This is a genomic window from Cupriavidus sp. 10L43_2 (assembly GCF_056395265.1).
Map to the genome: position 1 here is coordinate 22,723 of NZ_JBFTJE010000024.1, position 25,631 is coordinate 48,353.

The following is a 25,631-nucleotide window of genomic DNA, read 5'->3' on the forward strand; positions in this document are numbered from 1 at the left end:
ACCGCGCCGCCTCAGTACATCCGGACCGGCTCGGTGGCCTGGTCGAGATAGAGCGGATAGACGAGGTTGTGCCGCGTGTTCGTGGTGCGGACGATGTAGCACACCTGCAGGTCCACGCGGCCTTCCAGCGGCAGCACGTCGGCGTCGATCCGCTCGAGCAGGATGCGCGGCTCAAAGAACAGGATCGCCCGGCGGATCAGTTCCTTGAGTTCGGTCAGCGTGCTCTCGTTGAGGGTGTCGAAGACCGCGCGGCGTACGCTGCAGCCGTAGGCCGGCAGCATCACGCGCTCGCCCGGATAGGTGCCGAGCAGGATGCGCAGGCTTTCCTCGATATCCTCCACGCCGGCCACCATGCCGACCTGGCCGTTGCGCGGGTCGAAGCGCAGCGGGAACTGCCAGCCCCGGCCCAGGAACGGACTCGTCTCGTTCATCGTCAGCCTCCGATGATGACCGTGGGCAGGCCCATCACCACCGTGCCGCCGTGGGCCGTGGTGTCGCCCACGCGTGCCGCCGGGCGGCCGCCGATGATGACTGTGGCCGAGCCTTGCACGATGACGTCGGGCGGGCCCACGCAGACCGCGTTGTCGCCAACCACGGCGGCCGGCAGCTTGCCGATCAGCACTGTCGGCACGCCGGGGCCGATCACCGGCCCGCCCACGTGGGGAATGGGCGGGAGGCCCGGGGTCTGCATCGGACAGGCGTGCATGTCGGTCAAGCGGGCGGCGGGAGGCATGGCGGCAGGCAGTGGGCTCGGTTCGGTTCGATTCGATTCGGTTCAGTAAGGTGCGGGGCGGCCGGTGGGGCTCAGTTGATCATCACCATGGCCCCCTGCACCGTGGTCTGGCCGGCGGCGGACAGCTCGGCCGTGGCGCCGCCCTTGCCTGTGAAGCCGACCTGTGCCTCGCATTGCACATTGAGCCCGGCGGCCTTGACGTCAGCCTGTGCCGTCAGTTCGATCGACACATTCGCGCTCATGCGGATGCTGCCCTGGGCGGTGAGCGTGATGTCGTAGGGACTGTCGCAGGCAATGCCGGCCTCCGAGAGCTTCACGCTGTTGTTGTGCTGGTCCTGCAGCAGGATCGACTGCGCGGTGTCATCGAACACGACCTTGTTCTTGCCCGGCGTGGTAATGGTCACGGTCTTGTTCTTCTCGTCGAACGCAATCACGTGGCGCGCGCGGGTCACGATGGCCTTGGTGTCGTTGGCGGCCTCGATGGCATACGGCGGCACATGGTTGGCGCTGTAGACCGCGCCGATCACCACCGGGTGGCAGGGGTCGTCGTTGAGAAAGCCGACGATGACCTCGTCGCCGACCTCGGGCAGGAAGAAGGCACCGAAGCCGTTCGACGCATAGCCCTGGATCAGCCGGGCCCAGACGCCCTGTGTCTGCGCCTGCGTGACCGGCAGCGAGATCTGGATGCGCTGCGCGTTGAGCGGGTCGCCGTCCAGCTTGAGCACCACCCCGATCTGCAGGCCGCCGATGCCGGGCAGCAGCCCCGACGCAGGCGGCGCCACCACGTCGTGCTGGAGGGGGTGCCAGGCCGGATCGAGGCCGAACTCGACATCGGTGTGCCAGAAGCCGCCCACCAGCGCATGCTCCACTGCGGTGACGTAGACCGCGCCCGAGAAGCGCTGGCCCACCCCGCTGACCTGCACCAGCACACCTGGCCGGGCCAGGGCCGTGCCCATGCAGCGAAGATGGCCACGAATGCGCGCCAGCTCGGCACGGGTCTGCACGCCCTTGGCCCAGCTCGTCAGCATCTGTGGCGACTGCGTCGTGGCCGTGCGCAGCGGCATGACGGACAGGCCGATGACATCGGCCAGCGTGGCGCTGTCGAGATTGCCCTGCGCGTTGAACGGCGCCGGCGCGGCCGCGTCGCCCTGGACGATGGCCTGCGCAGCCGGGTCCCAGGCGGTGGCTTGCACCGACTGGTACTGCAGCCGGGCGTCGATGTCGGCATCGAACTCGTACAGGTCGAGCCCCCACGTCACGCCGAACGCGACGGCGCCGCCGGCCTGCGGCGTCTGGACGTTGACCGTACCGTCCTCCACGTCGACGAGCATGCCGTTGAACTCGGCGCGCGCCAGCAGGAAGTCCCAGTCCGAACTGTGGAACTGAACCATCTCGCCATAGCTGCCCACGGTGGTGTCGACCTTGGCCGTCAGCCCGTGTGCGCCAATCAGCGTGGACAGGACGTCACTGTCGGTGCTGTCGATGAAATTGGCATTGTTGCGGCCAACGGTCATCTTTACCGCGGCGTCGCGGCATTCGATCACGAGCCGCGAATCGTTCTGGCCCTCGATGCGTACGCCGTGGCGGATCACCACGCCACTGAAGATCTGCGCCTCGTCGTTGCCGAAACCGGCGCTGATGGTCACCACGCTGCCGGGCGCGAAATCTGCGGAGTCGCCGCAGGCGAAGGTGCCGGTGGGCATATCGCCGTCGCGGATCACGATCTCGGCCCATGGGATGCGGTTGAACGCGCGGCGCACGGTCACCGAGACCACGGCGAGATCCGGCTGCGCGGTGCCGTTGGCGCTCACGGTGAGGCGCAGCACGCCATCGGTGTCGATCGACGGATAGGTCGGCATGCGCTACTCCAGCGGCGGAAAATGTAGCGCCATGCCCGGCGTCAGCGCACGGAACTGCCGCAGGCCATTGAAGCGTGCCACGGCCATGTAATAGCGGCTGTCGCCGTAGATGCGCTCGCACAGCAGCGGCAGCGTGTCGCCATCGCGCACCTGCACCAGGTGGCTCAGGTCCGGCGAACTGGCGTCCGCCTCGAGCTTGGCCTGCTTGCTGCTGGTATACGAGTCGAAGGCGAGCGAGGCCGTCGCGCGCAGCGGCACGCCGCTGGGGCGGAACATGGTGTAGTCGGTGCTGAAGCTGGTCAACCGGCCCGTGAAGATAAGCTGGCCCCAGAGGATCTGGACGATGCTGGGCTGATGCTGCACGCCCTTGTACTCGTAGATCACGGCGCTCAGCGCCTTGAGCTGGTCCTCCACCTCGGCCGGCACGGCACTGTTGGCCGGGCGCGGCACCACGCCGGTGCCGTCGAAGATCACCGCGAACGAAAGCTTGCCGGGTTGCATATGGCTGAACGGCCGGCCCGAGCCCGTGTCGCCCATCGGCTTCTCCTTGCTGAAGCACGTGTTGCGCTCGTGGCGCAGCTGCGAAGGGTTGATCAGCAGCGAGACGGACTTGCCCGCGCCGGCCTGGGGCGACACCACGCCGCCCTTGTCCTCGCAGGCCGTGATCTTGAGTGGCGTCAATTCGGCCGACTGCAATGGCATCTAGCGCTCCCTCAGCCGGGCCAGCTGCGCCCGCAGCATGCGCAGTTGCGCGCGCTGCTCGCGGTGGCGCGTGCTGGCGGCCTCGTCCTCGTCGCAGCACTGCGCGGGATCGGGCTCGGCCTCGGCACGGGCCGGTGCCGCACCCCGCTGGCCGTTGCCGAGTTCGGAGCGGATTACCATCTGGCGGACTTCGATCGTCATGGGCTCAGAGCTCCCGCGTGCAGTTCAGGTAGGCCAGCTCGATGGTCTCGATGGCGAGGTTGTTCTTGGTGGACTGGAACTCGTCCACGCCCCAGCGGACCGGGTACGCCGCATGGAAGGTCCAGCCGCGTACCTTGTTGCCCACCTCGTCCAGCAGGTAGACGCTCACGTCCATCGGTGTCACGGCCTGCACGAAGCCGCCGCCAAGGACCGACTTGCACCAGCGCATGAGCGGCGAACGCATGTCCGCCACGCCACGCTTCAGCACCAGCCTGTCCTGGCGGATGCCCTTCGGCAGCTTGTAGACGAAGCGGTTTTCGCCGCCGCACTGCACGTCCTCCACCTCCATCGTCTGGTCCATGCCCGACACCTCCTGGAAGGAGCAGTCAACGCCCGTGGCGATGTTGGTGAAGCCAACCGAGAAGGCGAACGAAACCGGCGTGAAGTCGGTGCCGAAGCGCGCCGATTTCTGCATGGAAGATCCCGCGTCAGCTGTTGGCGATGGTCAGGCCCTCGTGGGCGATCTCGATGGTTTCCACGGCCACCTCGTTGCCCTGTGCCTTCAGGTCGGTACCCGTAATCTTCGCCGGCCAGGCGTTGTTCAGCGTCCAGACCATGGTCGGATTGCCGGTCTCGTCCAGCAGGCTGATGATCACCGGCACGCGCTTGATGGTGTTCATCTTGATCTGGTTGAACCAGTCCCAGAACTTGTTATCGGCCTTGAAAACGCCCTTCTTCATCGTGACGTTGCCGAACTTCTTGAGCCCGGGCATCTTGACCGTGGAAAACACCGGGCTGTCGCCCGAACGGTATTCGATCTGCTGGGCCTCGACGTCGAGCCCCGAGACCTCCTCGAAAGACATGACCGTGGAGTCCCACTTCACCTGGAAGTGGAACTTCGGAATGGGCCACACGTTCTTCGACTGTGCCGAGCCGTCGTCTGCCATGACACTTCTCCCTTGCTATCTGTGATTTGTCTTTGGACCCTGCCCGCGACCCGGCGTCAGGACTTCTGCATTTGTTGCTGGAACGTGATCTCGATGAACTCCGCCGGCCGCACCATCGCCACCAGCACGGTCACGCGCAGGATGCCCTCGAGGATGTCGTCGGGCGTCATGGTCTCGCCCAGCCCGACGTGCACGCTGAACGCGTCCTCCGGCACCGCGCCGGCCAGACCGCCGCGCTTCCAGATGCTGGTCAGGAAGTTCTGGATCATGCTCTTGATGGTGACCCAGGTATTGGCCACGTTGGGCTCGAAAACGAGCGCCTTGGCCGCCAGCCGGCACGATTCCTCAAGCATGATCATCGTGCGGCGCACGTTCACATAGCGCCAGTCGAGGCTGTTGCCGTCTAGCGTGCGCGCGCCCCAGACCAGCACCCCCTCGCCGATGAAACTGCGGATGGCGTTGATCGACTTGCCCTGCGTGGTGACGTTCAGCTCTTCCTGGTCTACCGCGGAGATCGACACCGACGGCGACACCACGCCGGCCAGGCTGACGTTGGCGGGCGCCTTCCAGACGCCGCGCGTGTTGTCGACCATCGTGTAGATGCCGGCCATCGCCGCGCTCGGGGGCAGCAGGTTCAACTGGTACTTGACTTCGTTGAGGATGGTGTTGAACAGGCTGCTGACCGAAGTCAGCGTCTTGTTCAGCAACGCCTTGCTGGTCAGGATGGCGTCGTCCGTCAGTGGCGGCGTGGCGGCGCTCCAGTCCTTGCCGATGTCGGCGACGGCGCCGGCCAGTTCCCGCGTCTTGGGCGGTGCGTCGTCGGGCAAGGTGTCCGGCAGGCCCAGGTCAGTGCGCAGCAACTGCATCAGCACGTCCGGGTTGGCGATGTTCTCGTAGCTGATGTCCTTGTCGCCGATGACCGTGGTGTTCAGCCACGGGTAGTAGGCGGCGGCGAAATCCAGGAAATTGATCCCCAGCGCGTTGCGGAATGCGGCTACGGGATCGCCGGCGGGGTCGCTGCGCGGCTTGTCGCCGCCCCAGATGTCGAGGATTGCCACGCGGCTGCGCATCTTGTCGCCGCAGTGGGCCAGCACGGCCTGCTGCAGGTCGATGCATTCGGCGGCCTTGAAACGCACGGCCTCCGGAATCACGACCATGGTCGGCTCCTGCTCCTTGAGTAGTTCGTCGATGCCAGCCTTGAATTTGTCGAGGTCGAGGTCCTGCGTATAGTCGCCCACGGAGACGATGTAGCACGGGCCACCGCCGTTCTGGAAGAAATGGCGCAGCGCGCGATAGAGCATGTAGCCGCCGCCGTCCTTGCCTTCCGGCATCTCGAGCACGTAGTCCTTGCCGGCCACGCGGAACGCGGCAATCGCCGAGGCATCGGTCTTTTCGGCGATCGTGAAACGCGGAAACGGCGAGAAGCCGAAGTACTGGTGATATTCGGCCATGGAGCTGATGCGCCACGGCTTCATGCTGAGCGGCTTGTTGCGGTTATCGGCAATCTGCGTATGGCCGATGAACGCCGGAACGGCCGTTGCCACCTCCACCACCGAATTCGGGAAGGCGTTCTTCTCCACGATATAGACGCCAGGCGTCTTCATTGCACCCATTGCACACTCTCCCGGTGAAAACGGTTAGCGGTTGACAAAGATCTCTGATACATCGCACAGCGCACCGTCGATGACTTCCCGGCGCAACGCCACAGGAGCTGCCATCGGCAGGCGCGGCACCAGCACGCGGGCGCCCGCACCCGATGCGCGGCGCAGCTGGAAACGGTGGCGCGGGCGCTCCGCCAGCGGCAGCGGCGCGGCCGAGCGGATGGCAGTCACGGTGGCGCCGTCCGGCAGCGTCTCGGGCACCGGCTCGGCAAAGCTGACCGCGCCGGCAAGATCCGCGCAATGCAGCGTATCCAGCGTGCCCCAGTCGCCGATCAGCAGGTATTTCCAGAACGTATGGCGCACCGGCACGTCGATAACATGGTCGAGTGGCGCGGCGGCGAGCCAGTCGGCCAGCGTCGGGCAATCGCGCGAGGCCAGCGGAAAATTCACGCGCAGGGCACCGGTCGTCGGTCTTTCCGCAAAGACAGGGGCACGCACGTCGGTGTAGTAGGCCCAGAGCGGATCGGCGGAGCGGGCCGTGAACGACAGGCCGGCTTCAGGCCATTCGTCGCGCGCGCGCCAGAAGGTGTCGAGCTGGCTGGCTTCCGCCATGATCACGAAGCGGAGCGGCTCGCCGCGCAGCAGCAGGCCAAAACGGGACATCAGCGCTGCCGTGGGCGGCTCCGGCGCGAGGTGCAAGGCGCCCGGCCATCCCGCGGAGAAGTACGGATGTCGGATGGACAGCGCGGTGACCGCACGATAGCCGGACGTCATGGCCGAACACCCACCTCGGGGCGCCCCACCAGCGGGTCGCGACGTTGCGTCGCGGCGGGGTCCAGGCACACGAGCCGCACGCGATACAGCACCGAGGGCAGGTAGTGGCCGCCGTGGATGCTCCACAGACTATGCATCTCGCCCGTGCTCAGGTTTTCGATATTGAGCACGATGCGGTCGATTCGGGGGTCGAGGTCAGGGGTGTTCTGATGGTCGAACACCGGGGTGGCCTGGAAGAACGTGATGGCGTCGGCCAGGGCGCGCAGCGCCTCGGGGTAAGTCTGCCCACTGAACGTGGCCGCGCAGACCACCAGCAGGTTCAGGAACAGCGGCTCGGCGCCGGCCACGCGGCTGCCCTGCTCGGCCGTGACGGCGCCGCGCGCCCGATGCGCGGCAGTATCGCGCTCGATCCCGCCCAGGAACAGCACCAGCTTGTTGGCTACCGAAGGCACCGCGCCTCCCCCCAACTCCTGCAGGTTGGACACAACGACCATGTCCTCCGCCAGCACCACGCGGCGGCGGAACATCTGATTCAACTGCAAGGCGAGATGGGCGAGCGCGGTATCAATCACACCCGCTCCCGACCGGCTATCACTGGCTTCACCACTGGGCTCCTTCAACCTGACGTCTGCTTGACCGCGTGGATGTTGCGCGGCGCCACACCTGCCGGCCATCGGTAATTGTCTGAACCCGGGTTCGGAAATCCCTAGGTAGTACTTTCGAGGGGTATCTCAGGTAGGCGCTGGGGACTGGCGGCCCCCGGCGCACGCGTGACACGCACAAAAAAAAACCGCTGCGCATTGGCAGCGGTCAGAACGCGAATTTAGGTCTTACCGATTTCTCGGTCGGCGGATATTGTCAGAGACGGCCTGCGCCTGACATTGCTCTGTGGGGGTAGGTGATTGTCTGACGGTGGGGGGTGCAGTCAGAACCTATTGGTTCGGGAAATGCCATCTCGGTTACGGGCAGTTGCTTCCCAAGCTACCCCTTCCGACACATCCCCTGCACGACGAACGTCCAATTCCTCGGGTCGGTCGGCTTGCTGGTCACCTCGGCGTAGTAGGCCATGCTGTTCTCGTCGAGCGGCATGAACACCTGCGTGCGCAGGCCCGTGACGGTGTTGGGCGGAACCGCTGGCACGGTCCAGTCCGCGTACATGGTGCCCGGGATGGCGGCCGGCGATGAGACGCCCAGCAGGTTGTTGGCCTGATTCAGCGCCAGCGAGGCGACCTGTCCGGTCCCGGCACTGGTGACCGAACCCGTGCCGGAGATGGTCAGCGTTTCCTCCTGCATCGAACCATCGAGCGCGGCACTAATGCCGAGACCCGTGACAGCGGCATACGACACGCCCGGCTGCCGGCAGACCCACTGCCCGGCTACCTGGCTCGCCGTCAGCGTCTGGGCGGGCCGGAAGACGCCCGTGCCGGTCATGCGGTTGCCTGCGGAATCGAGTTGAAGGTGGTCGAGGTACAGCGCAGTGACGCCGCTCGTCTTCAGCGGGAAGACCTGTCCCCAGACCTTGCCACCCAGGGTCAGCGTGTAGGCGCCCGGGTAGCGCGTCTGGTCCGCCAGCGCGAGTGTGCCGGCGAGGCCCATGCTGCAGGTGTCGCTGTACGTGCCAGCCTGGCACAGCCGCACGGTACCGTCGGCGCCCACGCGCATCTGACCGCCCATGCCGTACTGAATCTGGAGGTTTCCGGAACTTGCGTAGTACGTGGATTGTCCGCGCAGGAAGGTGTAGGTACCGGCCAGGTCGGCGGCCGTCACCGGCGTGCTGACGCTGCTTGCGGTGACCTGCCCCGATAGCTTGCCGTTGCCGAGCTGTTTTGGCAGGCCGGAGATCTCGCCCGTCAGGGTGGTGCCCGACACCGTAAACGATGCGGTCACCGAGCCCAGCAGCGCGGTCACGAAAGCCGGCGGCGGTTCGGCGCTGTCGGCCTCGAGCGCGCTGACCGTGTAGACGTTCCCGTTCTTGACGTAGTGGCCGATCACCGCACCAGCCAGCCCGAACGCCGAATCGGAGAAGCGGATCCGAACCTGGCCTGCGGCCGGGGCATCGAGCGTCACGGCAAGCGTGTCGCCAAAGCTGATCACGCCCAGGTATGTCACGGCCTGCGGCGTCGCGGGCGTCTCCGGATTGCCCGGGGTGCTCGGTGTTTCGGGCATCGATGGCGTCCCCGCGCCGCCGTTACCGCCACCACTGCCCGCGCCGTTCCCCCCGTTGTTTCCCCCGTCCCCGCCGCATGCGCCCAGTGCAACACTGACCGCCAGGGCCGCCCATGCCTTCACCCAGGTTTCCCGTTTCATTCTGCGACCCTTCCCCGTTCGTTAGTCTGTTGGCTCGTCGAGCCTGTTGTTTTGGTGCATGCCCGCGCGCGCCGTCTTTGCATCCGGTCCCGTGCGTGCAACAATCCGGCTGGATCATAGCCTTGGGTTTTCGGGCTGTATGTCCCCAGATCGTGCGACAAGCCGTCATGCCCCACGATCGTGGGGGGATAGCGGCTGCACGGGCCGTTGCATGTCGTGCGTCGACCCGTTCGTCTCGCATTCGACCTCCCGTGTCCACTGACCGCTCCTCTCCCCTTTCCCCGCCCATCCGCGTCGCCCTGATCGAGGACGATCCCGGTTTCAGTGCGGCATTCCTCGAGGCGCTGTCCAGCGCGCCCGACATGCGCACCGCTGGCGTCGTCACGACGTTGTGCGATGGGCTGGCGCTGCTGCAATCGGCCCCTGCCGCAGACATCCTCGTTGTCGATCTGGGGCTGCCCGACGGGTCCGGCATCGATGCCATCCGCGCGGCACGCGTGGCATGGCCGCGCTGCGATGTGATGGTGGCCACGGTCTTCGGCGACGAAAGCCACGTCATGCAGTCGATTGCCGCGGGCGCCACCGGCTACCTGCTCAAGGACAGCACGGCGGCCCATATCGTGCAGGAACTGCGGTCACTGCATCAGGGCGGCAGCCCGATCAGTCCGCTGATCGCCCGCCAGGTGCTGTCCCGCCTGCAGGCGCCGCCAGCCGATGCGCCGGTGCGAGCCCCCCAGGCAGCGGCCGGCCCGAAGCCTTCCGCCCTATCCCCGCGCGAATATGAGGTCCTGAACGACATCACGCGGGGCTTCTCGCACGACGAAATTGCGCAACGGATCGGCGTATCGAGACATACGCTGCTGACCTATGTCCGACGCATCTACGTCAAACTGGACGTCCATTCGAAGGTCGAGGCCATCAACGTGGCCCGGCAACATGGCCTGCTGCGCGATGACTGACGGCGCGGGCACGCCGACATGGCGGCGGTGGCTCCCCTTCGTCCTGGCCCTGCTGCTGGCGGGTTCGCTCCAGGGCGCGCTGGCGGAGGTCCTGCCCTGGCACATCACCTCGGCGCAGCTACGGATCACGCCCGGCGGCACGCTCGACCGGCTTCCGCCGCAGCTCGCGCTGCCCGCCGCCGGCGAAGCATGGCGGGATACGCCGCTGCCGATGGCCGTGCCGCGTCACGTGACACCCGATGAGGTGGGGTCAGGCCAGATCGAAACGGTCTGGGTCAGACTGGCGCTTCCGGCGGCCACGGCCGCTGCCGGCGAACCCCTCTACCTCTACGCGCCGCGCTGGCAGACCGTGGGACGCCTCACCGTGTACGCGGACGGCGAGCAGCTCTGGCAGTCTCGCGGCGGGCCGGTATGGAACGGCTACAACTATCCCTTGTGGATCGCGCTCGGGCAGGCGCCGCGCGACATCGTCATCCGTATCGATGTGGTGGGTCAGGTCGGCGCCGCCCTGTCGTCGGTGCGGATTGGCACCCGCGACGACTTGTTCTGGCGCTACGCAGCACGAAGCTTCCTCCAGACGCAGTTTCCCTATCTGTCCAGCGGCGGCCTGCTTGCGGTCGGCATCTTCTCGTTGCTGGTCTGGCTCCGGCGCCGCGACGAAACGCGCTACCTGCTGTGCTTCCTGGCCGCAGGGGCCTATTTCCTGCACACACTCCAGTATCTGGTTGGCCAGGACCCATTGCCGATTCCGGAGGCCTGGTTCAGCTGGCTGGCCTTCAACAGTATCGCGTGGCTGATCCTGGCCTGCTACCTGTTCATCTTCCGATATCTGGGCCTGCGCTACCGGCGCCTGGAAGCCGCGCTGTACTGCTCGGTCGTGTTCCTGGCCACCAGCACGCTGCCACTGTCGTGGCTCACGCATGTGGTGTTCCTCTACCCGCTGTCCCAGTTGCTGCTGGTGGCGCTGAACCTCGTGGTGTCGATTGCGGCCTTGCGGGCTGCCTGGCTAGCCAGGTCGCGCGAGGCGCTGACGTTCTCGGCCTGGAATGCGATGAGCACGCCGATCGCCGTGCATGACGTGCTGCTGCAGAACTACCGCATCGATATCGAGGGTATCTACCTGCTGTCCTACCTGGGATGCGTGCAGCTGCTGCTGTTCATGGTGCTGATGTATCGCCGCTATACCAGCGCGCTGGATGAGGTGGCGCAGGCCAACGCCAACCTCTCGCTGCGTCTGGCGCAGCGGGAGGCGGAACTGCTGGAAAGCCATCGGCAACTGCGCGATGTGGAGCGCCGCGAGACGCTGACGCGTGAGCGACAGCGGCTGCTGCAGGACATGCATGACGGCCTCGGATCATCGTTGATCAGCGCCTTGCGCATGGTCGAGAAGGACCCATCCGGCACGGCGCGCGCCGACGATATCGCCCAGGTGCTGCGCGAATGCATCGACGACCTCAAGCTGACAATTGACTCGCTGGAACCGGTATCGACGGACCTGTTGCTGCTGCTGGCCACGTTGCGCTACCGGCTGGGGTCGAGGCTCGAAGCCGCGGGCATCTCGCTTACGTGGGACGTCGACGACATCCCGCCGCTGCAGTGGCTCGGCGCCCAGAGCGCCCTCCACATCCTGCGCATCCTGCAGGAAGTGTTCACGAACGTGCTCAAGCACAGCCACGCGACCGCGATCCGCGTGCAGACCAGCCACGACGACCACGCAGTGATGGTGCGTGTGCACGACAACGGCACGCCGTTCGACCCCACCGGCGTGCCACTGGCACACGGCGGCAGAGGCCTCGCCAACGTGCAGCGCCGCGCGTCGGCCCTCGATGCAGCGGTATCCTGGGAGCCGGACGCAACAGGCACGTGGTTCACGTTGAGCCTGCCAATTGCGCCGGTGACCGCTTCGCTGGATGTGGGCTAGCGGCTTCCTCCTTCGTCAAGCGGCCGCACTGGCGGCATCGATCACACGCGTCAGTTGTTGCGCGATATCGCCGGCTCGTGCGTAGCCGTCCGAGACGCGGTACAGACGACCGCCATGATGCAAGCGCAGCGCCGGGAAACTTGAAATGCCCCAGATGCGTGCGGTATGGAAGTCTTCGATGGTGGCCGCGATGGCGGCGTCGCTGGACCACTGATCCAGGAACGTCTTCGCGGAGACGTCATGGCCTTGCCGATTCAGCGCTTGCGTGGCGACTTCCGCTAGCACTTTGCCGTCGGTGGTGTCGCGGGCATCGACATAGAACGCTTTCTGCAAGGCACGGAATAGCGTCAGGAGGTCGCCCTGCGGGACCAGCAGGCGAGCCGTGACGACGGCGCGGCAGATGGGTTCCGTGTCGTAGACGAAGTTCTCCCGAGCCATCAGCCCCTCGCGATTGAACGGCAGGCCGCTTGCGTTCTCCACCAGGCCCCAATGATGCAGGCGGAATCGCTTGCCGGCGTCGTCGAGGATATCGGTGGCCCCCGCTCGGATGCCACCCACTACGATCCGCAGCGGCAGATCGGGCAAGATTTTGCGGACTTCCGTCAATTCCTTGCCGAATCCATAGCACCAAGAGCACATCGGGTCGGCAACATAGACCAGTTCCATATCATTCCTTCAATCTTTTTTAGCTCGCCGCAAGGCTGCGACTCAGTGGATGTGTGCCTTCTGGCGCGGATCGTCTTCGACGTTCACGTAGTCGATCCCAAGCGGGCCATTCCCGCTTACCTGGGTGACATAGTCCCCCGACCGGGCCCAGTGGAAATGCGGCGTGCCACCTGGCAACACGATGACGCTGCCCGGGGGATATGCGACCAGCTTCTGCGGCTCGAACTCCTCGCCGATACCGATATAGAACACCCCTGAGATCACGGTGTAGACCCGATCCTCTCGATGCACGTGCGGCATCAACTTCACGCCTGCGGGCACGTTGACGCGCACCACGTAAGGCCCCGCGGCCGACGGATCTCCGACCAGCACCGACAGGCGCGCACGTTTTGGAAAGGCTGGGAAGGACGACCACTGAATGTCCTCCTGCAGGATGGCCCCGTTGGACGTGGGCGACAGGCCGGCCGCCCATCCAGTCCCGGCCGCGAGGGTGGTGGCCAGTGCCAACCCTACGCCGATGCGTTTCGCAAAGAATGTCATGTGTCTATCTCCTGACGTGCTTGAAGCATCGGCGTGCTGCCTTGCCTCCAGCGATGGAGAGCACTATAGAAGCGCGGATTGGCCCGATGAAGCCATCCAGGAGAACTTGAATTGATACATGGTGGAACAAGTCCGCGCCCCAAAGTCCCCGACTCACGTGTCCGCGCTATCGCAACGACACGAAGCTCTTGCGGACGTCTTCCGTGAATGCTTGCGGTTGTTCCCAGGCCGCGAAGTGGCCGCCCTTGGGCAGGCGGTTGAAGTGAATCAGCTTCGGGTAGGCCTTCTCCGCCCAGCACTATTCCGCGCCACGAAGCGTGTGAGACAGGAACAACACAGGCGCCCCGGGCCTGAGGCGGTTCGCCGGAGGCTATCCGAAATCGATCACCAGTTGTCCTCGCTCGCGGTGGCCAGCAGGAAGTCCCGCAGGAGCTTGGCGCTAGGGCCGATCTGCTTCGAATGGACCAGGAAGATCTCCAGCGGCGCGGTCTCGGCGTCTGGCAGCACGCGCACCAGATCGCCGGAGGCCAGGAGCGACGCGGCGTCGTAGGCCGGCAGCCTGGCGATGCCGTCACCCGCGAGCACGAACGCGAGCCGCGAGGCGGCGCTGTCCGTCACGACATCGCCCTGCACCGGGACCTCGATGTCCTTGCCGCCAGCGCGTACGAGCGTGGTGCGCTGGCTCGGCGGATAGACGACCCAGCGATGACCGTCCAGTTCCTCGACCGAACCGGGCGCCCCGTGCTGACGTAGGTAGGCCGGGGATGCGCACAGCATGGTGGCTTCCCGAAGCAAGCGGCGAGCAAGCAGTGACGAATCCGCCAGCGGCCCCGCCCGCACGGCCAGTTCCACACCGTGGTGGACGATATCCACGTTGGCATCCGACATCGCGACATGAAGGCGAACCGCCGGATAGCGCCGCCGGAACGCGACCAGCGCCGGCAGGATCCGCTTGGTGCCGAAGTGGTGCGAGCAGGTCAGCCACACCTCGCCGCGTGGCTCGGCGCGCATCAACTCCATGCTACGGATGCCGTCCACGGCCTCATCGAGTAGCCGCTCGCAATGCACGCGGAACGCCTGCCCCGCCGGGGTGAGGCTGAAGCTGCGTGTGCTGCGCTGGGCCAGGGGCACACCAAGTTTCGTTTCGAGGGCGCGGATATGGTGGCTCACCACGGCGCGGGTGAGCCCAAGCGAGCGCGCCGCGGCGGCGAAGCTGCCACAGCGCACGACGGTGGCGAAGATCGCCATCGCGCGGAGTTCGTCGAGGATCGTATTAGTCGGGTCCATGGCCGATTGTCTTATGCCATGAGCCAATGTGTCAATGCGATGCTATCTACTCCCAGGCTGCCTGTCTGGCTACAGTTCATTTAACCGCGCTGTGCGGCGAAATGCAGACCAGAAGGAGTTCATCATGACCGTCAAGCATGTCCTGTTCATTTTGACAAATGCGGCCGAGATCGGGCCGAACAAGCGCGCCACCGGCTACTTCTACCCGGAGGTGGCCCACCCCTTCGAAGTGCTCGACGCCGCCGGCATTGCCGTGGAGTACGCGTCGCCCCTCGGTGGCAACCCACCGTTCGACGGCTACGACGAGACCGATCCCGCGCAGCTCGCGTTCAGCAAGAGCCAGGCGATCCGGCGCATGGCGCATAGCCGCAAGCTCTCTGAAGTCGATGTCCTGGACTACAACGCGATCTTCTTCCCCGGCGGCCTTGGCCCCATGGTGGATATCGCAAACGACCCCGACGTCAAGCGTGCGGTGCTGCGCGCCTGGAACGGCGGCAAGATCGTCGCCGCCGTTTGCCACGGGCCGGCCGCGCTGCTCGGCGTCACGCTGGAGGACGGCACGCCGCTGGTCCAGGGTCGCCGCCTGACCTCCTTCTCGAACGCCGAGGAAGAGGGCTACGCCAAGGCGGACGTCCCGTTCCTGCTGGAGGATGCGCTGCGCGCGGCAGGCGCCGAGTTCGCTTCCGCCGATCCGTGGCAGTCCAAGCTCGTGGTCGATGGTCGCCTGATCACTGGCCAGAATCCGGCATCGGGCAGCGCCGTCGGCGAGGCCATCGTCGCCGCGCTCCGCGGGCAAGTCGAGTTGGCGCGCGCATGACGCGCYGATCAAGGGAAACTGCCATGTTTCCCTTGATAACTGACAACGTGGCGGCCTTCTTTTGAAAGATGCCTCGGCAGATTCAAAGTGACTTAGTAAACACCCCCTTTTTAGCGCATTGCGACCTATCGCACTGCCTAGAATCGTCAGCGCCGGAATTCCCCGGCATCACTTTTCTCCTAAGGAAATATTGATGAGCCAACTCAGACTCGGTGGACTCGATGCGATTCGCAGTGCACAGGCATCGTCGTCACTCAGGCGCACGCAGGCCGCGGAAACGGCCAGTGCGAATGCGGGTGCCGTGGATCGTTTCAAGGCACGGGGCATGGCCCTGAAGTTGGTGGACATGGTCGACGCGTTCAAGACAGAGCAGCTCAAGGCCACCGACCTCAACAGCGATAACGTGGTATCCCTCAGCGAACTGGGCAAGCAGTTGGCCGGCAAGAGTGAGGCGGAACTGGCGAGCATCCATGAGGCCATGGACATCGACAAGGACGGTCAGGTATCTGGCGCGGAATTCAAGGACAGCATTCCCCTCGATGAATTCTTCAACAGCGTGGCAACGGCCAGTAACCAAGACGCGTTAATGGCTCGTTTCAGCGCGCAAGGGGCGGCATTGCAAGTACGTGCCGGCATATTTCAAGCCGCAAGCACCCCGTGGTTTTCACCGAGCAGCGCCATGGATCCCAATCTGCCCAATTCGTCCGAACACTTCGCGCTTTTGCCGTAGCAGCCGAATGCAACGGTAACGCGATCCGAAAGCGGCCCGATGCGCGGCAGGCCCGTTGTGCCGAAGGTGGTCATGCAGGGCACGACGCGCCGTTCTTCGATTTGCAGGCCGGGGATACGCTCGAGGAGCTGCGCTTCGAGCCCTTCCGCCACGGGAATCGAGCCGCCGGACCGAAACCAGTCCTGGATATTCCCCTCGCTTTCGAGGGGAATATCCACCGGATCGCCGCCGAGCTTCAGCCAGGTCTGGCCGTCGGGATAGAGGATGGGCGGCAGGATATAGGGATCGGCACCCTTGGGTCCGAAACAACGCATCGATGGCATGCCGGCCAGGCGTTGCACCTCCGCCGCATCGAGCCGAAACATCGCGGCAGTCCGTGCGTACACCACAAAACCCAGGGATTGGCCGAGCAGCGATTGGGTATGTCCGCCGGCCGCAACGAGAACGCGCTCCACCTCCACATCGCCCGATCGCGTCCGGATCGTCACGCCAGTGGCGCTTTCCGAGATGCCGAGCGCGGGTTCGGCGAGAATCCGCGCCCCGGCGCGCTGCGCCGCAATCGTCTGCGCCCGGACCAGACGGCGCGGGCTGATATAGCCAGCGTGTTGCGGCTCGAAGTAGCCCCGGGTTCCAGCCGGAAATCCAAGGTACGGGAATCGCTGAGCGAGCCCCGCATCGTCATAGGCTTCAACAAGAATGCCGGCGTCCGCCGCAATGCCGCCGATGGAGGACACGTCCGGGCTCTGACCAGGGCCCACGTGAAGCACGCCGACTTCCCGATAGAACTCGACCCCGCTTTCCGCAAAAATCTCGCCGTAGCGCGCAATCGATGCGCGGTTCATGTCCCGCCAGAATGGCGTCGAATCGAACTGCCGCGTGATACGGCCTTCATCGTAGTGGCTACCAAAGACCCCGGCATGGCCAGCGTAGTCGGCCGGCTCATCGGGCCCGATCAGCGCCACCTCATGGCCCATCTTCGACAAATGGCGCGCCGCCGCCGCGCCGATCATTCCACGTCCGATTACCGCGAGTTTCATGCTCTATTTGCCCTGACGACAGCTACCACGTGTACTTCACCCCGGCGCGCACCACATACTGATAGAAGCTCTGCGCGCCCCACGCGCCGGACACATTGGTCCAGCCAGTCCAGCGCTTGCGCAAATCCACATTGACGCCGATTTTCACTTCGTACCGATTATCCGGGTACATGCTGCCCACGGGAAGCTGATTGAACGAGACGTTGCTGCCGACGCTGGTATGCCACCAGTTGAGGGTCAGGTACGGTTGCCATTTGCGCGCGTCATCGCGAACGTAGGTGCGATGCAGCCGCGCCCCGAGCCGCGTGATCCAGCCGTGCGAGTCCGCCCCGCTCACGCGGGTGCCATTCGGCTCGGTGATGTCGTCCTCGCTGTAGCCGACGTAGATCAGCTGCCCTTGCGGCTCGATCACCCAATCGTTGCGCAGCGGCATGGCATACCCGCCCTCCGCCGATACGGCGAAACCCTGCGCATGGTAGCGGACCACCGGCAGCAGGTCGCCTTCCACGCGATTGGTGAACCAGCCGTACTGGAACCAGGTGTCGACGTAGGCGCCGAGCTTGTGCTCATCGTTCTGGTACCAGGTGCCGTAGGCGCCCACGCTCCAGCCTTCCACCTTGCCCTTGGCGCGGAAGGCGTTGCCTTGCGCTTGCGCGTCCGTCCAGGCGTTGCCGTAGCTGCCCATCAGGCCAAGGTGGGCGCGGGCGGCTTCGCCGAAGACCTTCCACTTGGCCATTTCGGCGCCCCCTTGCAGCAGAAAGGCGTCCGTGCTGGTCTTGAACACACCATTGCTGCTGCGGCTGCCCTCCCACTTGCCCACCGCGCGCAGCCAGCCCGACCGCGGCTTGTCGTTCTCGTGGTCGAAATCCTGCCCTTCCACGTACTGGGGCTCGCCCAGCCGGTCATGGAGGCTATGGACGAACATCTGGCCAGCCAGGCGCTGATTGGCGAGGTAGGCCGCCACCTCAGGCCGATAGAGCGCCCCGCCCGGCGTCGGAGTTGGGGTTGGATTCGGGTCCTGCTCGGACCGCAGATACCAGACGTTACCCGCGCTGCCATCCGGCGCGCCCTGGAACAGCCGGTATTCGTAGGCGCCCGCCACGGCGCGGCCTTCCAGCGCGAAGGCACCGGGAGCGCTGTCGGTGGCCACGGGGCTCAGGATTTCCACGAGCGGTATCCCGTTGGCGACCGTGAGCGCGCCCTGCCCCCCGACATTGTTCACACGGAGCCGTGTGGCACCGCCGGCCCCGGTCGCCGTGGCATCCGCCACGAGCATGTCGGCACGGGAGGCGGGCCCTCCCTCATTGAGCACGGCATTGAGCTTCAGCGTCCCGCCATTGGAGACATAGAGGCCCCCGCCGTACTGCCCTGCCGTCTGGCCGCCCCCGATCACCAGGACGTTGCCGACCGCCGCACCGCCTCCGGTCAGATCAATGGTGCCGCTGTTGGTGAACGTCCGCACGCCGAGGATTTGTCCCTGCACCGCGCCGCCAGCGACCGGCGTGTTGGCGGCCTGGCCCAGCGGCAGGTAGGCGCCGGCGGGGTTGAAGGTGACGATGGCGTCCGCCGGTTGCCGCGTGCCGCCCGCCCCGCTCACCGGCTGCGCGGCCAGCGCCAGCGTGCCGGTGTTGTCGACCGTGTTGTTCAAGCCCGTGCCGAGGTTGGCGATGGCGACGTTCCAGGAGTCCCGCGAACCGCTGCCCGTGCTATCCAGGAAGCTGCGCAGGTTCCACGTGCCGCTGTTGTTGAGCGTGACGTCCGACGTCGCCGCCGAGACCACGCCCGTCATGGTGCCGGCGTTGTCGAGCCGGAACGATCCCGCCGAGCCGTTGCTGTCGGCGCGCACGGCCTGATCGCTCAGGGCCTCGATGGAGGACGCATTCCGCACGGCCTGTGTCAGCCCGGCCGTGGCGATGCCCGCGCTGGTGCCCCATCCCGCCCGAACCGGCTGGAGGTTCTGCACATCGACCGCGCCGCCCACCGAGGTGATCTCCAGGCCCGACGCATTGTTCCCGACGGTCGAGATCGCCCCTTCATTGACGACGGACATCGCCGCCGCGCCGCTGCCCCGCGCCAGGATGCCCTGCGCGTCGATCGCGCCGAGCGTCTGGATCGCGCCGCGATTGATGATAGTCTGCGCGCCCGTTCCCGAGAGCGTGGCGATCCCACGCTGGGCGTTGCCGCGCGCCGTCAGCGTGCCGGCATTCTGCACGGTGACTTTCCCCAGCCCCGTGCCGCCGTTGTAGCCGCTGCCCGCCACGATGGCCGCGCCGCTGCCATTCACGTCGATGCTGCCGCTCAGGAAATTGATGTCGACATCGCCGCCCAGACTGGTGCCTTGCAGACCGAACGAGCCGCCGCCGGATCCTTCTCCACCGCCATTGTCCGAGTGCGTGATGATCGTGCCCTGCGCCGTGATGCCGACCGTGTTGGTCGCCGCACCCGTGGTGGCGTAGATCCCGTTGGCATTGCCGTTGAAGGTTTCGAGGCGGGCACCGGTGTAGGTCACCTGCGTATTGCCGCTGACGGAATGCGCGCGAATGGCAGCCGAGCCATCGCCGTAGGTGGTGATGTTGCCCGAATAGTCGACGGTGACGGCGCCAGCTTCCGCGCCCACGGTAATGCCGAAGGCGCGCACTGTCGCCGGGTTGCCGTACACCGTAATGTCACCAGTGCCCGTGACGGTGGCCGTCCCGCCAGCCCGGGCGATCATATAGATGCCGCGTGAGCCCTCGGTATTCCCCGTGGCGCCAACCGTGATCGGCGCCCGGTTGTCGACCGACAGCGAGCCGGACGTGTTCAGTCCCGACGTGACATAGATGCCATGGCCCCCCTGCCCCGTGGCCAAAATGGCGCCCTCGTTGACCACCGCGACGTCGCCGCCCTGCGTGCTGGATCGGATGCCGAAGCCGTTCAGCCCGTCGGTGGTGATGGCGCCGCCGTTGCGGATGCGGGTGGTGCCGGTGCCGGCATCGGTCATGATGCCGAACGCATTGGTCGCGGTGGCGCGGACCGTGGCGTTGCTGTCGATGGTGATGGTGCCGCTGCCGGGGCTGTAGGCGCGTATGCCGGCATGATTGGCGGGGCCAGCCTCGAGACCCGGGTCCGACGGATCCTCGATTGCCGTGGTGTTGTCGATAAGGAAGGTCACGCCGCTGCCGACCGTGGCCGAGACCGCGCCCGCGCTGGTCGCCGTGGTCTTCAGGTTCATGCCATGGCCACCGACCGTCGAAATGGTCCCGCTGCCCTGATGCACGATAGTGGCGCTGCCGCCGCCGTTGGCAGTAATGTCGAGCCCATCGTGCTCGTTGCCGGTGACCCGGTTCGTCACGTTGAGCGTCGTGCCGGACGTTACCGTAATCGTCGAGCTACCCGGGCTCAGGTTGATCACGCCAATCCCGTCCAGGCCAGCGCCCTGCATGGTGATCGACGTGGTGCCGCCATCGATGTTTGCGGCGGCATTGCCGGCCGTTACCGTGCCGGTGACCTGGGCCGTCACCCCGTTTGCGGCGGCGGCCGGCTGGTTGGTAATGGTCGTGCCCGCCACGGTCGCCGTGGCGTTGGCTGCGGACGTGGTCGCCCGGATACTGGCCCCGGTCGTCGTATTGAACGTGGTGCCCGTCAAGGTGCCGATATTGGATGGCGTGCCCGCAGCCGGTTGGCAGAACACGCCCACCGAGAACGTTCCGCTGATACTCGTACTGCACATGGACGTCTGCGCTTGCAGGGCCGAGGGGAACAATGCTGCGGCGCCCAGCGCGATCCGCGTCCTCACACAACGTGCCGGCCGGCCCATAGAGTCTCCCGTGTCACAGTCAGACGTGGTCGAACCAGTATGGAATGTCAAATCTGTCGGGCAAGTGAAACTTTTGGCAAAGCGAGTTAAAGACGTTGAACCGCGCCGACTGCCCGCCGGCCCACCGCCACGAGCACTCCCGCCCCGAACACCATCAGCATGCCGCCCGCCGCGCGCTCCAGCTTGGGCAGCGCCCGGGCGAAGCGCCGCAGCACGCGCGGGTGGCCGATGGACACCGCGACCAGCAGGTCCCACCCCAGCACCGCGGCGAACATCCACACGCCGTACGCCACCTTCCACGGCGCGCTGGCGTGCGGCCCGCTGAGCATGGCGGCCAGGCTGGCGTAGAACAAGGCGTTCTTGGGGTTGAGGATGCCGGACAGGAAGCCGCTGGCCACCGCCTGCGCGAAGCCGGTCGCCGCCCCGCCGCCCGCCTTTGCCTCTCCCAGGGGCGTGGTCCCGGCGAACCGCACGAACTGCCAGCCGAGGTAGAGCAGGTACAGGCCGCCGGCCAGTTGCGTCAGGCTGAACAGCGCGCTGTCGGCCCGCATCGCCGAGACCCCCGCAAATGCCCCGGCGATGAACACGCCGTTGGCCAGCGCGATGCCGAGGCACGCCCCGGCGGCGCGTCGCCAGCCGGCGGCCAGCGAGGTACGGGCGATCAGGAAGAAGTCGGGGCCGGGCGATAGCAGCGCCAGAAAGTGGGCCGTGGCGACGATGAGGAATAGGTGCATGACGCAGACTCGCTGAGGAAACCGCCGGAGTCTGCCGCCCCGCGCGGGCCGCGTCTTGAAGGAAATTGCAGGATTGGGAGGATCAGGCCCAATCAGGCCCGATCAGGCCCGATACCGCGCCGGTGTCACGGCGGCGTGCGCCTTGAACACGCGCTGGAAGTGGCTCTGATCCGCAAAACCGAGCCCGTAAGCCACCTCGGCAATCGCTTCGCCGGCCCGCAGGCGGTCGCGAGCCAAGTTGACGCGCTGGTTGACCTGCCACGCGTGCGGCGTCATGCCGGTGGCCCGGCGGAAGGCGCGGATCAGCTGGTAGCGGCTCAGGCCGGCCAGCGCCGCCAGTTCCGCGAGCTGGCGGCAGCGCCACCGGCGCGGGGCCGGCCCCCGTGAAAACGCTGGCGCCGCCATCCACGGCGCCAATCGACCAGGTCGGATGGCTGTGCGGCCGATAGGCGGCACGGCTCCGGCACGCCCGGCGGCTCTCGGCGCAGGGCATGGCGGGGTCGCGCCAGAACTCGGTGGTGTCATCGGGGCCAGTCATGGCGGCGATTCTACCTTCGAGGAACCGCCGCGCCTTGCCCTATCCATCACTTCGACTGCACGATCACTGTGCCTTCGGTAATCGTCGGTGCGCCCACGGAGATTCCGGTAGCGTGCTCCGCGATCCAGGTCTTGGCGACCTTGACGCTTTCGTCCGTGCCCGCCTTGTCGGTGCAGGTGGTCACCGAAAAGCCGCCGGCGTCTCCGCGCACCAGCGTGTAGCTGAGCAGGCCCTGAACCTCCCGCATCAACGGCTCGATCTCATCCTTGTGTTGTGCCAGCAGGTCGAATAGCTCGCTGGCGCCGCTTCCTGAATACGTTCTGACGACGGTGTGCATGATGGGTCCTCCAATGCTTGAACCCCGGCCTTTCGCGCAGTGCGCAAAGATAAGCTGCAACGGAACCAGTCTAGGTGCCAGCGGCCTCGGCAGGCCCCGGGCTTGCATCTATATCAACCGCCCAGCAAATCGCCGTTGAACAGGATGTGCAGGGTCCGGACGAACAGCACCACGATGGCGATGCTCAGCAGGGCCAGCAGGACGATGGCAATCGCCGTCACCGGCCAGGCCTGGACGAACATCGCGTACTTCAGCGCGGCGATGGCCAGCGCCGCCAGCGGGAAACTGATGGCCCACCAGCCAGAGGCGAACGGCAGGCCGCGGCGGAACACCTTGGGCGCCAGCGCCAGGAAGATGAACAGGCCGAAGTAGAACAGCAAGGCGGCGAAGGTATCCACGCGCTGCGTCATGTTCGTATAGGCCAGGAAGCCGACCTCGAACGGCGCCAGCAGGATCAGCAGCGACGGCACCATGCCGGCCGGCACCGGCTCGTGGTGGATCATGCGCGCCATGATCATCGTGAAGAACAGCAGCGCGATCATCGTCCCCACGGCCATGGCGAACAGGTTCACCTCATGGGCCCACGGCATCGGCATGGTGGCGCCGGCCACGGCGATATCGAGCGTGGCCACGCCGGGGATGAACCAGGCCGGCACGGCGTGCGCCGCGTCGATCTTGCCGCGCAGCAGGCGGCTGGAGATGGCGAAGCAGATGGCGAGCGTCGCCACGGTGCCCACGGTCCACATCCCCTCGGCCAGCGGCTGGCTCAGCGGGGCGACCACCGTGGACAGCAGCAGGATGGCGATGGTGATCGTGCCGAAGAAATTCCCCGCGACTGGATGCCGGTACTCGCTGGCCACCGCCGCCGGGTACTTCGCCGCCTTGACCAGATAGCCCGTGCCCAGCACGACGAACACAGCCAGCGCCAGCCAGCCGGCCACATCGGCAATCCACGGGCTGGCCCCGAACGCCTGGCTGGCCTGCCGCCATGCCAGCGACAGCCCGGCAATCCCCATCACCGACGCGAACAGGTTGACGGGCAGGTGCCTGACGGAGGCGGATTTGCGCAGGGTTTGGGGGTGAGGGTTCGAAAGCGTGGACACGGCAGGGACTCCAGATTGAGGGGTTCGCCCGATACTAGGCCCTTCCACCCATAAAGATAATCTGGCACGATCGGGAATCACTCTCCCAAAAATCGAGAATATGGCGGATCGTTTCGAATCCATGTCGATCCTGGTGGCCGTGGTGGAGGCCGGCAGCTTTTCCGCCGCCGCGCGCCAGCTCCGGATGCCGCTTGCCACCGTGAGCCGGAAGGTGGGCGAGCTGGAGGCGCACCTGAACACCCGGCTCCTGCATCGCTCCACCCGGCAGCTCTCGCTGACCGAGACCGGCCACGCCTACGTGGCCGCCTGCCGGCGCATCCTCGAGGAGGTAGGCGAGGCGGAGCGCGCCGCGTCCGGCGAATATGCCGCGCCCAAGGGCGAACTCGTCATCACGGCGCCCATCGTCTTCGGCCGCCTGCACCTGCTGCCCGTGGTGGCGGATTTCCTGAAAACCTATCCGGACATCGACGTCCGCATGGTGCTGACCGACCGCGTGGTGGCCCTGCTGGACGAGCATGTCGATATCGCCCTGCGCATTGCCGACCTGCCGGACAGCAATTTCATTGCGATGCCGATCGGCACCGTCCGGCGGGTGGTGTGCGCCAGCCCGGCCTACTTCGCCGCGCACGGCACGCCCGCTCGCCCCCAGGATCTCGCCGAGCATGCCTGCATCACGTTTGAGCAGATGACTTCGCGGCAGGTCTGGCATTTCACGGCGGGCAAGGTGGCGAAGGGGGTGAAGGGGGCGAAGGCGGGCAAGGCGGAGATTGCGGTGCCGGTGCGTTCGCGGCTGGCCGTGAGCACGGCCGAGGCGGCTGTCGATGCGGCGGTGGCCGGCGTGGGCATTACGCGCGTGGTGTCCTATCAGATGGCGGGCGCCCTGCGCGCGGGCGCGTTGCAGATCGTGCTCGAAGCGTTCGAGCCGCCGCCGTGGCCCATCAGCCTGGTCCACACCGGGCAGGGCCTCCTTCCGCTGAAGCTGCGCGCCTTCCTGGACTTCGCCGCGCCCCGGCTCAGGGCCCGGGTGGCGGCGATTGCCGTCTGACGTTGGACAAGCTATCGATCAAGGGGCAGGACGTCCCGCTGCCATTGGCGTGGCATTGCGCAATGAGGGTCTTCAGTTCGTCGCGCAGGCGTAGCAGATCCTTCAATCGATCTTCCACCAGCCCGAGTTTCTGCTCGGCCAGCACCCGGGCCGTGCCGCACGTGTCGCCATGGCCCTGCCGCAGCAGGACTCGCACTTCGTCCAGCGTGAAGCCGAACGACTGCGCCTGGCGAATGAACTGCAGCCGCTGCAGGCTCGCCTCCGGATACTGGCGGACGGCGCCGAACGCGCGCTCCGGCATCGGCAGCAGCCCGCAGCGGTGGTAGTAACGCACCGTCTCCACGCCAACGCCTGCGGCCTGGGCCAGCTTCCCGATTGTCATGGTGTGATGCATTGCGCTTGACTCCGTACCTTGGTACGGATCTAGCCTAGCGGTAAATCTGACGGAAGAAAATGGCGGGGAATACGGAGAGAGAACGATATGCAATCGCGCATCATTCGCGTTCTGCCCGCCGAGTATGGCTGGGCACTGCAGTTCGGTGGTCTCGATATCAAGCCCCAGCGCTTCACGACCATGGAAGCGGCCATCGCCGCCGGCTGGGACATGGCCCGGCGCGAGCACGCCGAGTTGCACATCCATCGTCACGATGGGGACGTGCACCTGCGCAGGGCATGGTACGACCCGTATCAGGACCGCTAGCCGCGCGCCGGAAGTGCGGGATCAGCCGCTGGCCGGTCCCGCCTCTCGCTTGACAACGCCGGCGCTCAGGCCGGCGGGGCACCCTCCTTGAACAAGGACTTCAGCTGCGTGCGCAGTTCAGGGGAATCCTGATGCTGATGCACCGCCACCGCATGCTGGACCGCAGCCTCGAGCAGTTCGTCTTCATTGTCGGCGCTCAGCGCCACAGTGCAGTTTTTCTCGCTCGGATAGTCGCGGCAATCGATGTACTTGCGTCCCATATCGCCTCCTGACACCGGCCTGGGGCCGGTGCCTTGA

28 protein-coding genes are annotated in these 25,631 nt (G+C 66.1%); 6 read left to right on the forward strand and 22 right to left on the reverse strand.

All coding sequences use genetic code 11. The features are described from left to right. Nucleotides 1-11: 11 nt before the first annotated feature. From AC1DEL_RS25180 to AC1DEL_RS25230, 11 genes are all read right to left on the reverse strand, one after another. A complete protein-coding gene (locus tag AC1DEL_RS25180) occupies nucleotides 12-431 on the reverse strand; it encodes a GPW/gp25 family protein (RefSeq protein ID WP_092296319.1) in 420 nt (139 codons plus the stop codon). Between the two features lie 2 nt (nucleotides 432-433). After that, a complete protein-coding gene (locus AC1DEL_RS25185) occupies nucleotides 434-706 on the reverse strand; it encodes a PAAR domain-containing protein (protein ID WP_255370870.1) in 273 nt (90 codons plus the stop codon). Nucleotides 707-804: 98 nt separating this feature from the next. Then, nucleotides 805-2,592: a type VI secretion system tip protein VgrG gene (gene vgrG / locus AC1DEL_RS25190; protein ID WP_477113777.1), complete on the reverse strand. Its 1,788-nt coding sequence runs from the start codon at nucleotides 2,590-2,592 to the stop codon at nucleotides 805-807. 3 nt (nucleotides 2,593-2,595) lie between these two features. Continuing rightward, nucleotides 2,596-3,294 carry a LysM peptidoglycan-binding domain-containing protein gene (locus tag AC1DEL_RS25195; RefSeq protein ID WP_092296328.1) on the reverse strand — a complete coding sequence of 233 codons (699 nt, stop codon included), beginning with the start codon at nucleotides 3,292-3,294 and terminating at the stop codon, nucleotides 2,596-2,598. Further along, on the reverse strand, nucleotides 3,295-3,495 hold the full coding sequence (locus AC1DEL_RS25200) for a DUF5908 family protein (RefSeq protein WP_092296331.1): 201 nt from the start codon (nucleotides 3,493-3,495) through the stop codon (nucleotides 3,295-3,297). Between the two features lie 4 nt (nucleotides 3,496-3,499). After that, complete coding sequence (locus tag AC1DEL_RS25205) at nucleotides 3,500-3,970, reverse strand: phage tail protein (RefSeq protein WP_477110744.1); 471 nt, start codon at nucleotides 3,968-3,970, stop codon at nucleotides 3,500-3,502. Nucleotides 3,971-3,983: 13 nt separating this feature from the next. Then, entirely contained in the window at nucleotides 3,984-4,442 is a 459-nt protein-coding gene (locus AC1DEL_RS25210) for a phage tail protein (protein WP_092296337.1), read from the reverse strand. Between the two features lie 56 nt (nucleotides 4,443-4,498). After that, nucleotides 4,499-6,055, reverse strand: coding sequence for a phage tail sheath family protein (locus tag AC1DEL_RS25215; protein WP_477108829.1), 1,557 nt, complete (start codon nucleotides 6,053-6,055; stop codon nucleotides 4,499-4,501). Between the two features lie 24 nt (nucleotides 6,056-6,079). Continuing rightward, on the reverse strand, nucleotides 6,080-6,817 hold the full coding sequence (locus tag AC1DEL_RS25220; protein ID WP_477125941.1) for a hypothetical protein: 738 nt from the start codon (nucleotides 6,815-6,817) through the stop codon (nucleotides 6,080-6,082). Then, the gene (locus AC1DEL_RS25225) at nucleotides 6,814-7,389 is read right to left on the reverse strand and encodes a Pvc16 family protein (RefSeq protein WP_177219951.1); all 576 of its coding nucleotides are present in this window, start codon (nucleotides 7,387-7,389) and stop codon (nucleotides 6,814-6,816) included. Before AC1DEL_RS25225 ends, AC1DEL_RS25220 begins: the two co-directional genes overlap by 4 nt. Nucleotides 7,390-7,798: 409 nt before the next feature. Then, nucleotides 7,799-8,983, reverse strand: a complete 1,185-nt coding sequence (locus tag AC1DEL_RS25230) for a hypothetical protein (protein WP_477125942.1) — start codon at nucleotides 8,981-8,983, stop codon at nucleotides 7,799-7,801. 392 nt (nucleotides 8,984-9,375) lie between these two features. Between AC1DEL_RS25230 and AC1DEL_RS25235 the strand changes: the two genes are divergently transcribed. Together AC1DEL_RS25235 and AC1DEL_RS25240 are read left to right on the forward strand one after the other, a co-directional pair. Then, nucleotides 9,376-10,083 carry a response regulator gene (locus tag AC1DEL_RS25235; RefSeq protein WP_477125943.1) on the forward strand — a complete coding sequence of 236 codons (708 nt, stop codon included), beginning with the start codon at nucleotides 9,376-9,378 and terminating at the stop codon, nucleotides 10,081-10,083. Further along, the gene (locus AC1DEL_RS25240) at nucleotides 10,076-12,004 is read left to right on the forward strand and encodes a sensor histidine kinase (RefSeq protein ID WP_477125944.1); all 1,929 of its coding nucleotides are present in this window, start codon (nucleotides 10,076-10,078) and stop codon (nucleotides 12,002-12,004) included. Before AC1DEL_RS25235 ends, AC1DEL_RS25240 begins: the two co-directional genes overlap by 8 nt. Nucleotides 12,005-12,019: 15 nt before the next feature. On the opposite strand, the gene AC1DEL_RS25245 is transcribed toward AC1DEL_RS25240, so the two are convergent. The 3 genes from AC1DEL_RS25245 to AC1DEL_RS25255 form a co-directional block, all read right to left on the reverse strand. Continuing rightward, complete coding sequence (locus AC1DEL_RS25245) at nucleotides 12,020-12,670, reverse strand: DsbA family protein (RefSeq protein ID WP_477125945.1); 651 nt, start codon at nucleotides 12,668-12,670, stop codon at nucleotides 12,020-12,022. Nucleotides 12,671-12,712: 42 nt separating this feature from the next. Continuing rightward, nucleotides 12,713-13,210: a cupin domain-containing protein gene (locus tag AC1DEL_RS25250; protein ID WP_218158040.1), complete on the reverse strand. Its 498-nt coding sequence runs from the start codon at nucleotides 13,208-13,210 to the stop codon at nucleotides 12,713-12,715. A 384-nt stretch (nucleotides 13,211-13,594) separates the two neighbouring features. Then, the gene (locus AC1DEL_RS25255) at nucleotides 13,595-14,497 is read right to left on the reverse strand and encodes a LysR family transcriptional regulator (protein WP_477125946.1); all 903 of its coding nucleotides are present in this window, start codon (nucleotides 14,495-14,497) and stop codon (nucleotides 13,595-13,597) included. Between the two features lie 124 nt (nucleotides 14,498-14,621). Between AC1DEL_RS25255 and AC1DEL_RS25260 the strand changes: the two genes are divergently transcribed. Together AC1DEL_RS25260 and AC1DEL_RS25265 are read left to right on the forward strand one after the other, a co-directional pair. Further along, nucleotides 14,622-15,314 carry a type 1 glutamine amidotransferase domain-containing protein gene (locus tag AC1DEL_RS25260; protein WP_477125947.1) on the forward strand — a complete coding sequence of 231 codons (693 nt, stop codon included), beginning with the start codon at nucleotides 14,622-14,624 and terminating at the stop codon, nucleotides 15,312-15,314. A gap of 193 nt (nucleotides 15,315-15,507) precedes the next feature. Beyond that, nucleotides 15,508-16,044, forward strand: a complete 537-nt coding sequence (locus tag AC1DEL_RS25265) for an EF-hand domain-containing protein (protein ID WP_143093914.1) — start codon at nucleotides 15,508-15,510, stop codon at nucleotides 16,042-16,044. Here the strand turns inward: AC1DEL_RS25265 and AC1DEL_RS25270 are convergent. The 6 genes from AC1DEL_RS25270 to AC1DEL_RS25295 form a co-directional block, all read right to left on the reverse strand. Beyond that, nucleotides 15,954-17,081, reverse strand: coding sequence for an NAD(P)/FAD-dependent oxidoreductase (locus AC1DEL_RS25270; RefSeq protein ID WP_477125948.1), 1,128 nt, complete (start codon nucleotides 17,079-17,081; stop codon nucleotides 15,954-15,956). The genes AC1DEL_RS25265 and AC1DEL_RS25270 overlap by 91 nt on opposite strands. A 22-nt stretch (nucleotides 17,082-17,103) precedes the next feature. Beyond that, nucleotides 17,104-20,790, reverse strand: a complete 3,687-nt coding sequence (locus tag AC1DEL_RS25275) for an autotransporter outer membrane beta-barrel domain-containing protein (protein WP_477125949.1) — start codon at nucleotides 20,788-20,790, stop codon at nucleotides 17,104-17,106. Nucleotides 20,791-20,963: 173 nt separating this feature from the next. After that, nucleotides 20,964-21,611 carry a LysE family translocator gene (locus tag AC1DEL_RS25280; RefSeq protein WP_441593138.1) on the reverse strand — a complete coding sequence of 216 codons (648 nt, stop codon included), beginning with the start codon at nucleotides 21,609-21,611 and terminating at the stop codon, nucleotides 20,964-20,966. Between the two features lie 102 nt (nucleotides 21,612-21,713). Continuing rightward, nucleotides 21,714-22,016 carry a helix-turn-helix transcriptional regulator gene (locus tag AC1DEL_RS25285; protein ID WP_369823479.1) on the reverse strand — a complete coding sequence of 101 codons (303 nt, stop codon included), beginning with the start codon at nucleotides 22,014-22,016 and terminating at the stop codon, nucleotides 21,714-21,716. 179 nt (nucleotides 22,017-22,195) lie between these two features. Next, nucleotides 22,196-22,486, reverse strand: a complete 291-nt coding sequence (locus AC1DEL_RS25290; RefSeq protein ID WP_092296383.1) for a hypothetical protein — start codon at nucleotides 22,484-22,486, stop codon at nucleotides 22,196-22,198. A 113-nt stretch (nucleotides 22,487-22,599) separates the two neighbouring features. After that, nucleotides 22,600-23,589, reverse strand: a complete 990-nt coding sequence (locus tag AC1DEL_RS25295; protein ID WP_477125950.1) for an SLAC1 anion channel family protein — start codon at nucleotides 23,587-23,589, stop codon at nucleotides 22,600-22,602. 100 nt (nucleotides 23,590-23,689) lie between these two features. On the opposite strand from AC1DEL_RS25295, the gene AC1DEL_RS25300 reads away from it, so the two are divergent. Continuing rightward, nucleotides 23,690-24,634, forward strand: a complete 945-nt coding sequence (locus AC1DEL_RS25300; RefSeq protein ID WP_477125951.1) for a LysR family transcriptional regulator — start codon at nucleotides 23,690-23,692, stop codon at nucleotides 24,632-24,634. Here AC1DEL_RS25300 and AC1DEL_RS25305 read toward each other — a convergent pair. After that, a complete protein-coding gene (locus AC1DEL_RS25305; protein ID WP_441593145.1) occupies nucleotides 24,603-25,016 on the reverse strand; it encodes a MerR family transcriptional regulator in 414 nt (137 codons plus the stop codon). The genes AC1DEL_RS25300 and AC1DEL_RS25305 overlap by 32 nt on opposite strands. A 99-nt stretch (nucleotides 25,017-25,115) precedes the next feature. Between AC1DEL_RS25305 and AC1DEL_RS25310 the strand changes: the two genes are divergently transcribed. Next, nucleotides 25,116-25,334: a DUF2188 domain-containing protein gene (locus AC1DEL_RS25310; protein ID WP_092296392.1), complete on the forward strand. Its 219-nt coding sequence runs from the start codon at nucleotides 25,116-25,118 to the stop codon at nucleotides 25,332-25,334. 65 nt (nucleotides 25,335-25,399) lie between these two features. On the opposite strand, the gene AC1DEL_RS25315 is transcribed toward AC1DEL_RS25310, so the two are convergent. Continuing rightward, complete coding sequence (locus tag AC1DEL_RS25315; RefSeq protein ID WP_092296395.1) at nucleotides 25,400-25,594, reverse strand: DUF1059 domain-containing protein; 195 nt, start codon at nucleotides 25,592-25,594, stop codon at nucleotides 25,400-25,402. Nucleotides 25,595-25,631: the final 37 nt, after the last annotated feature.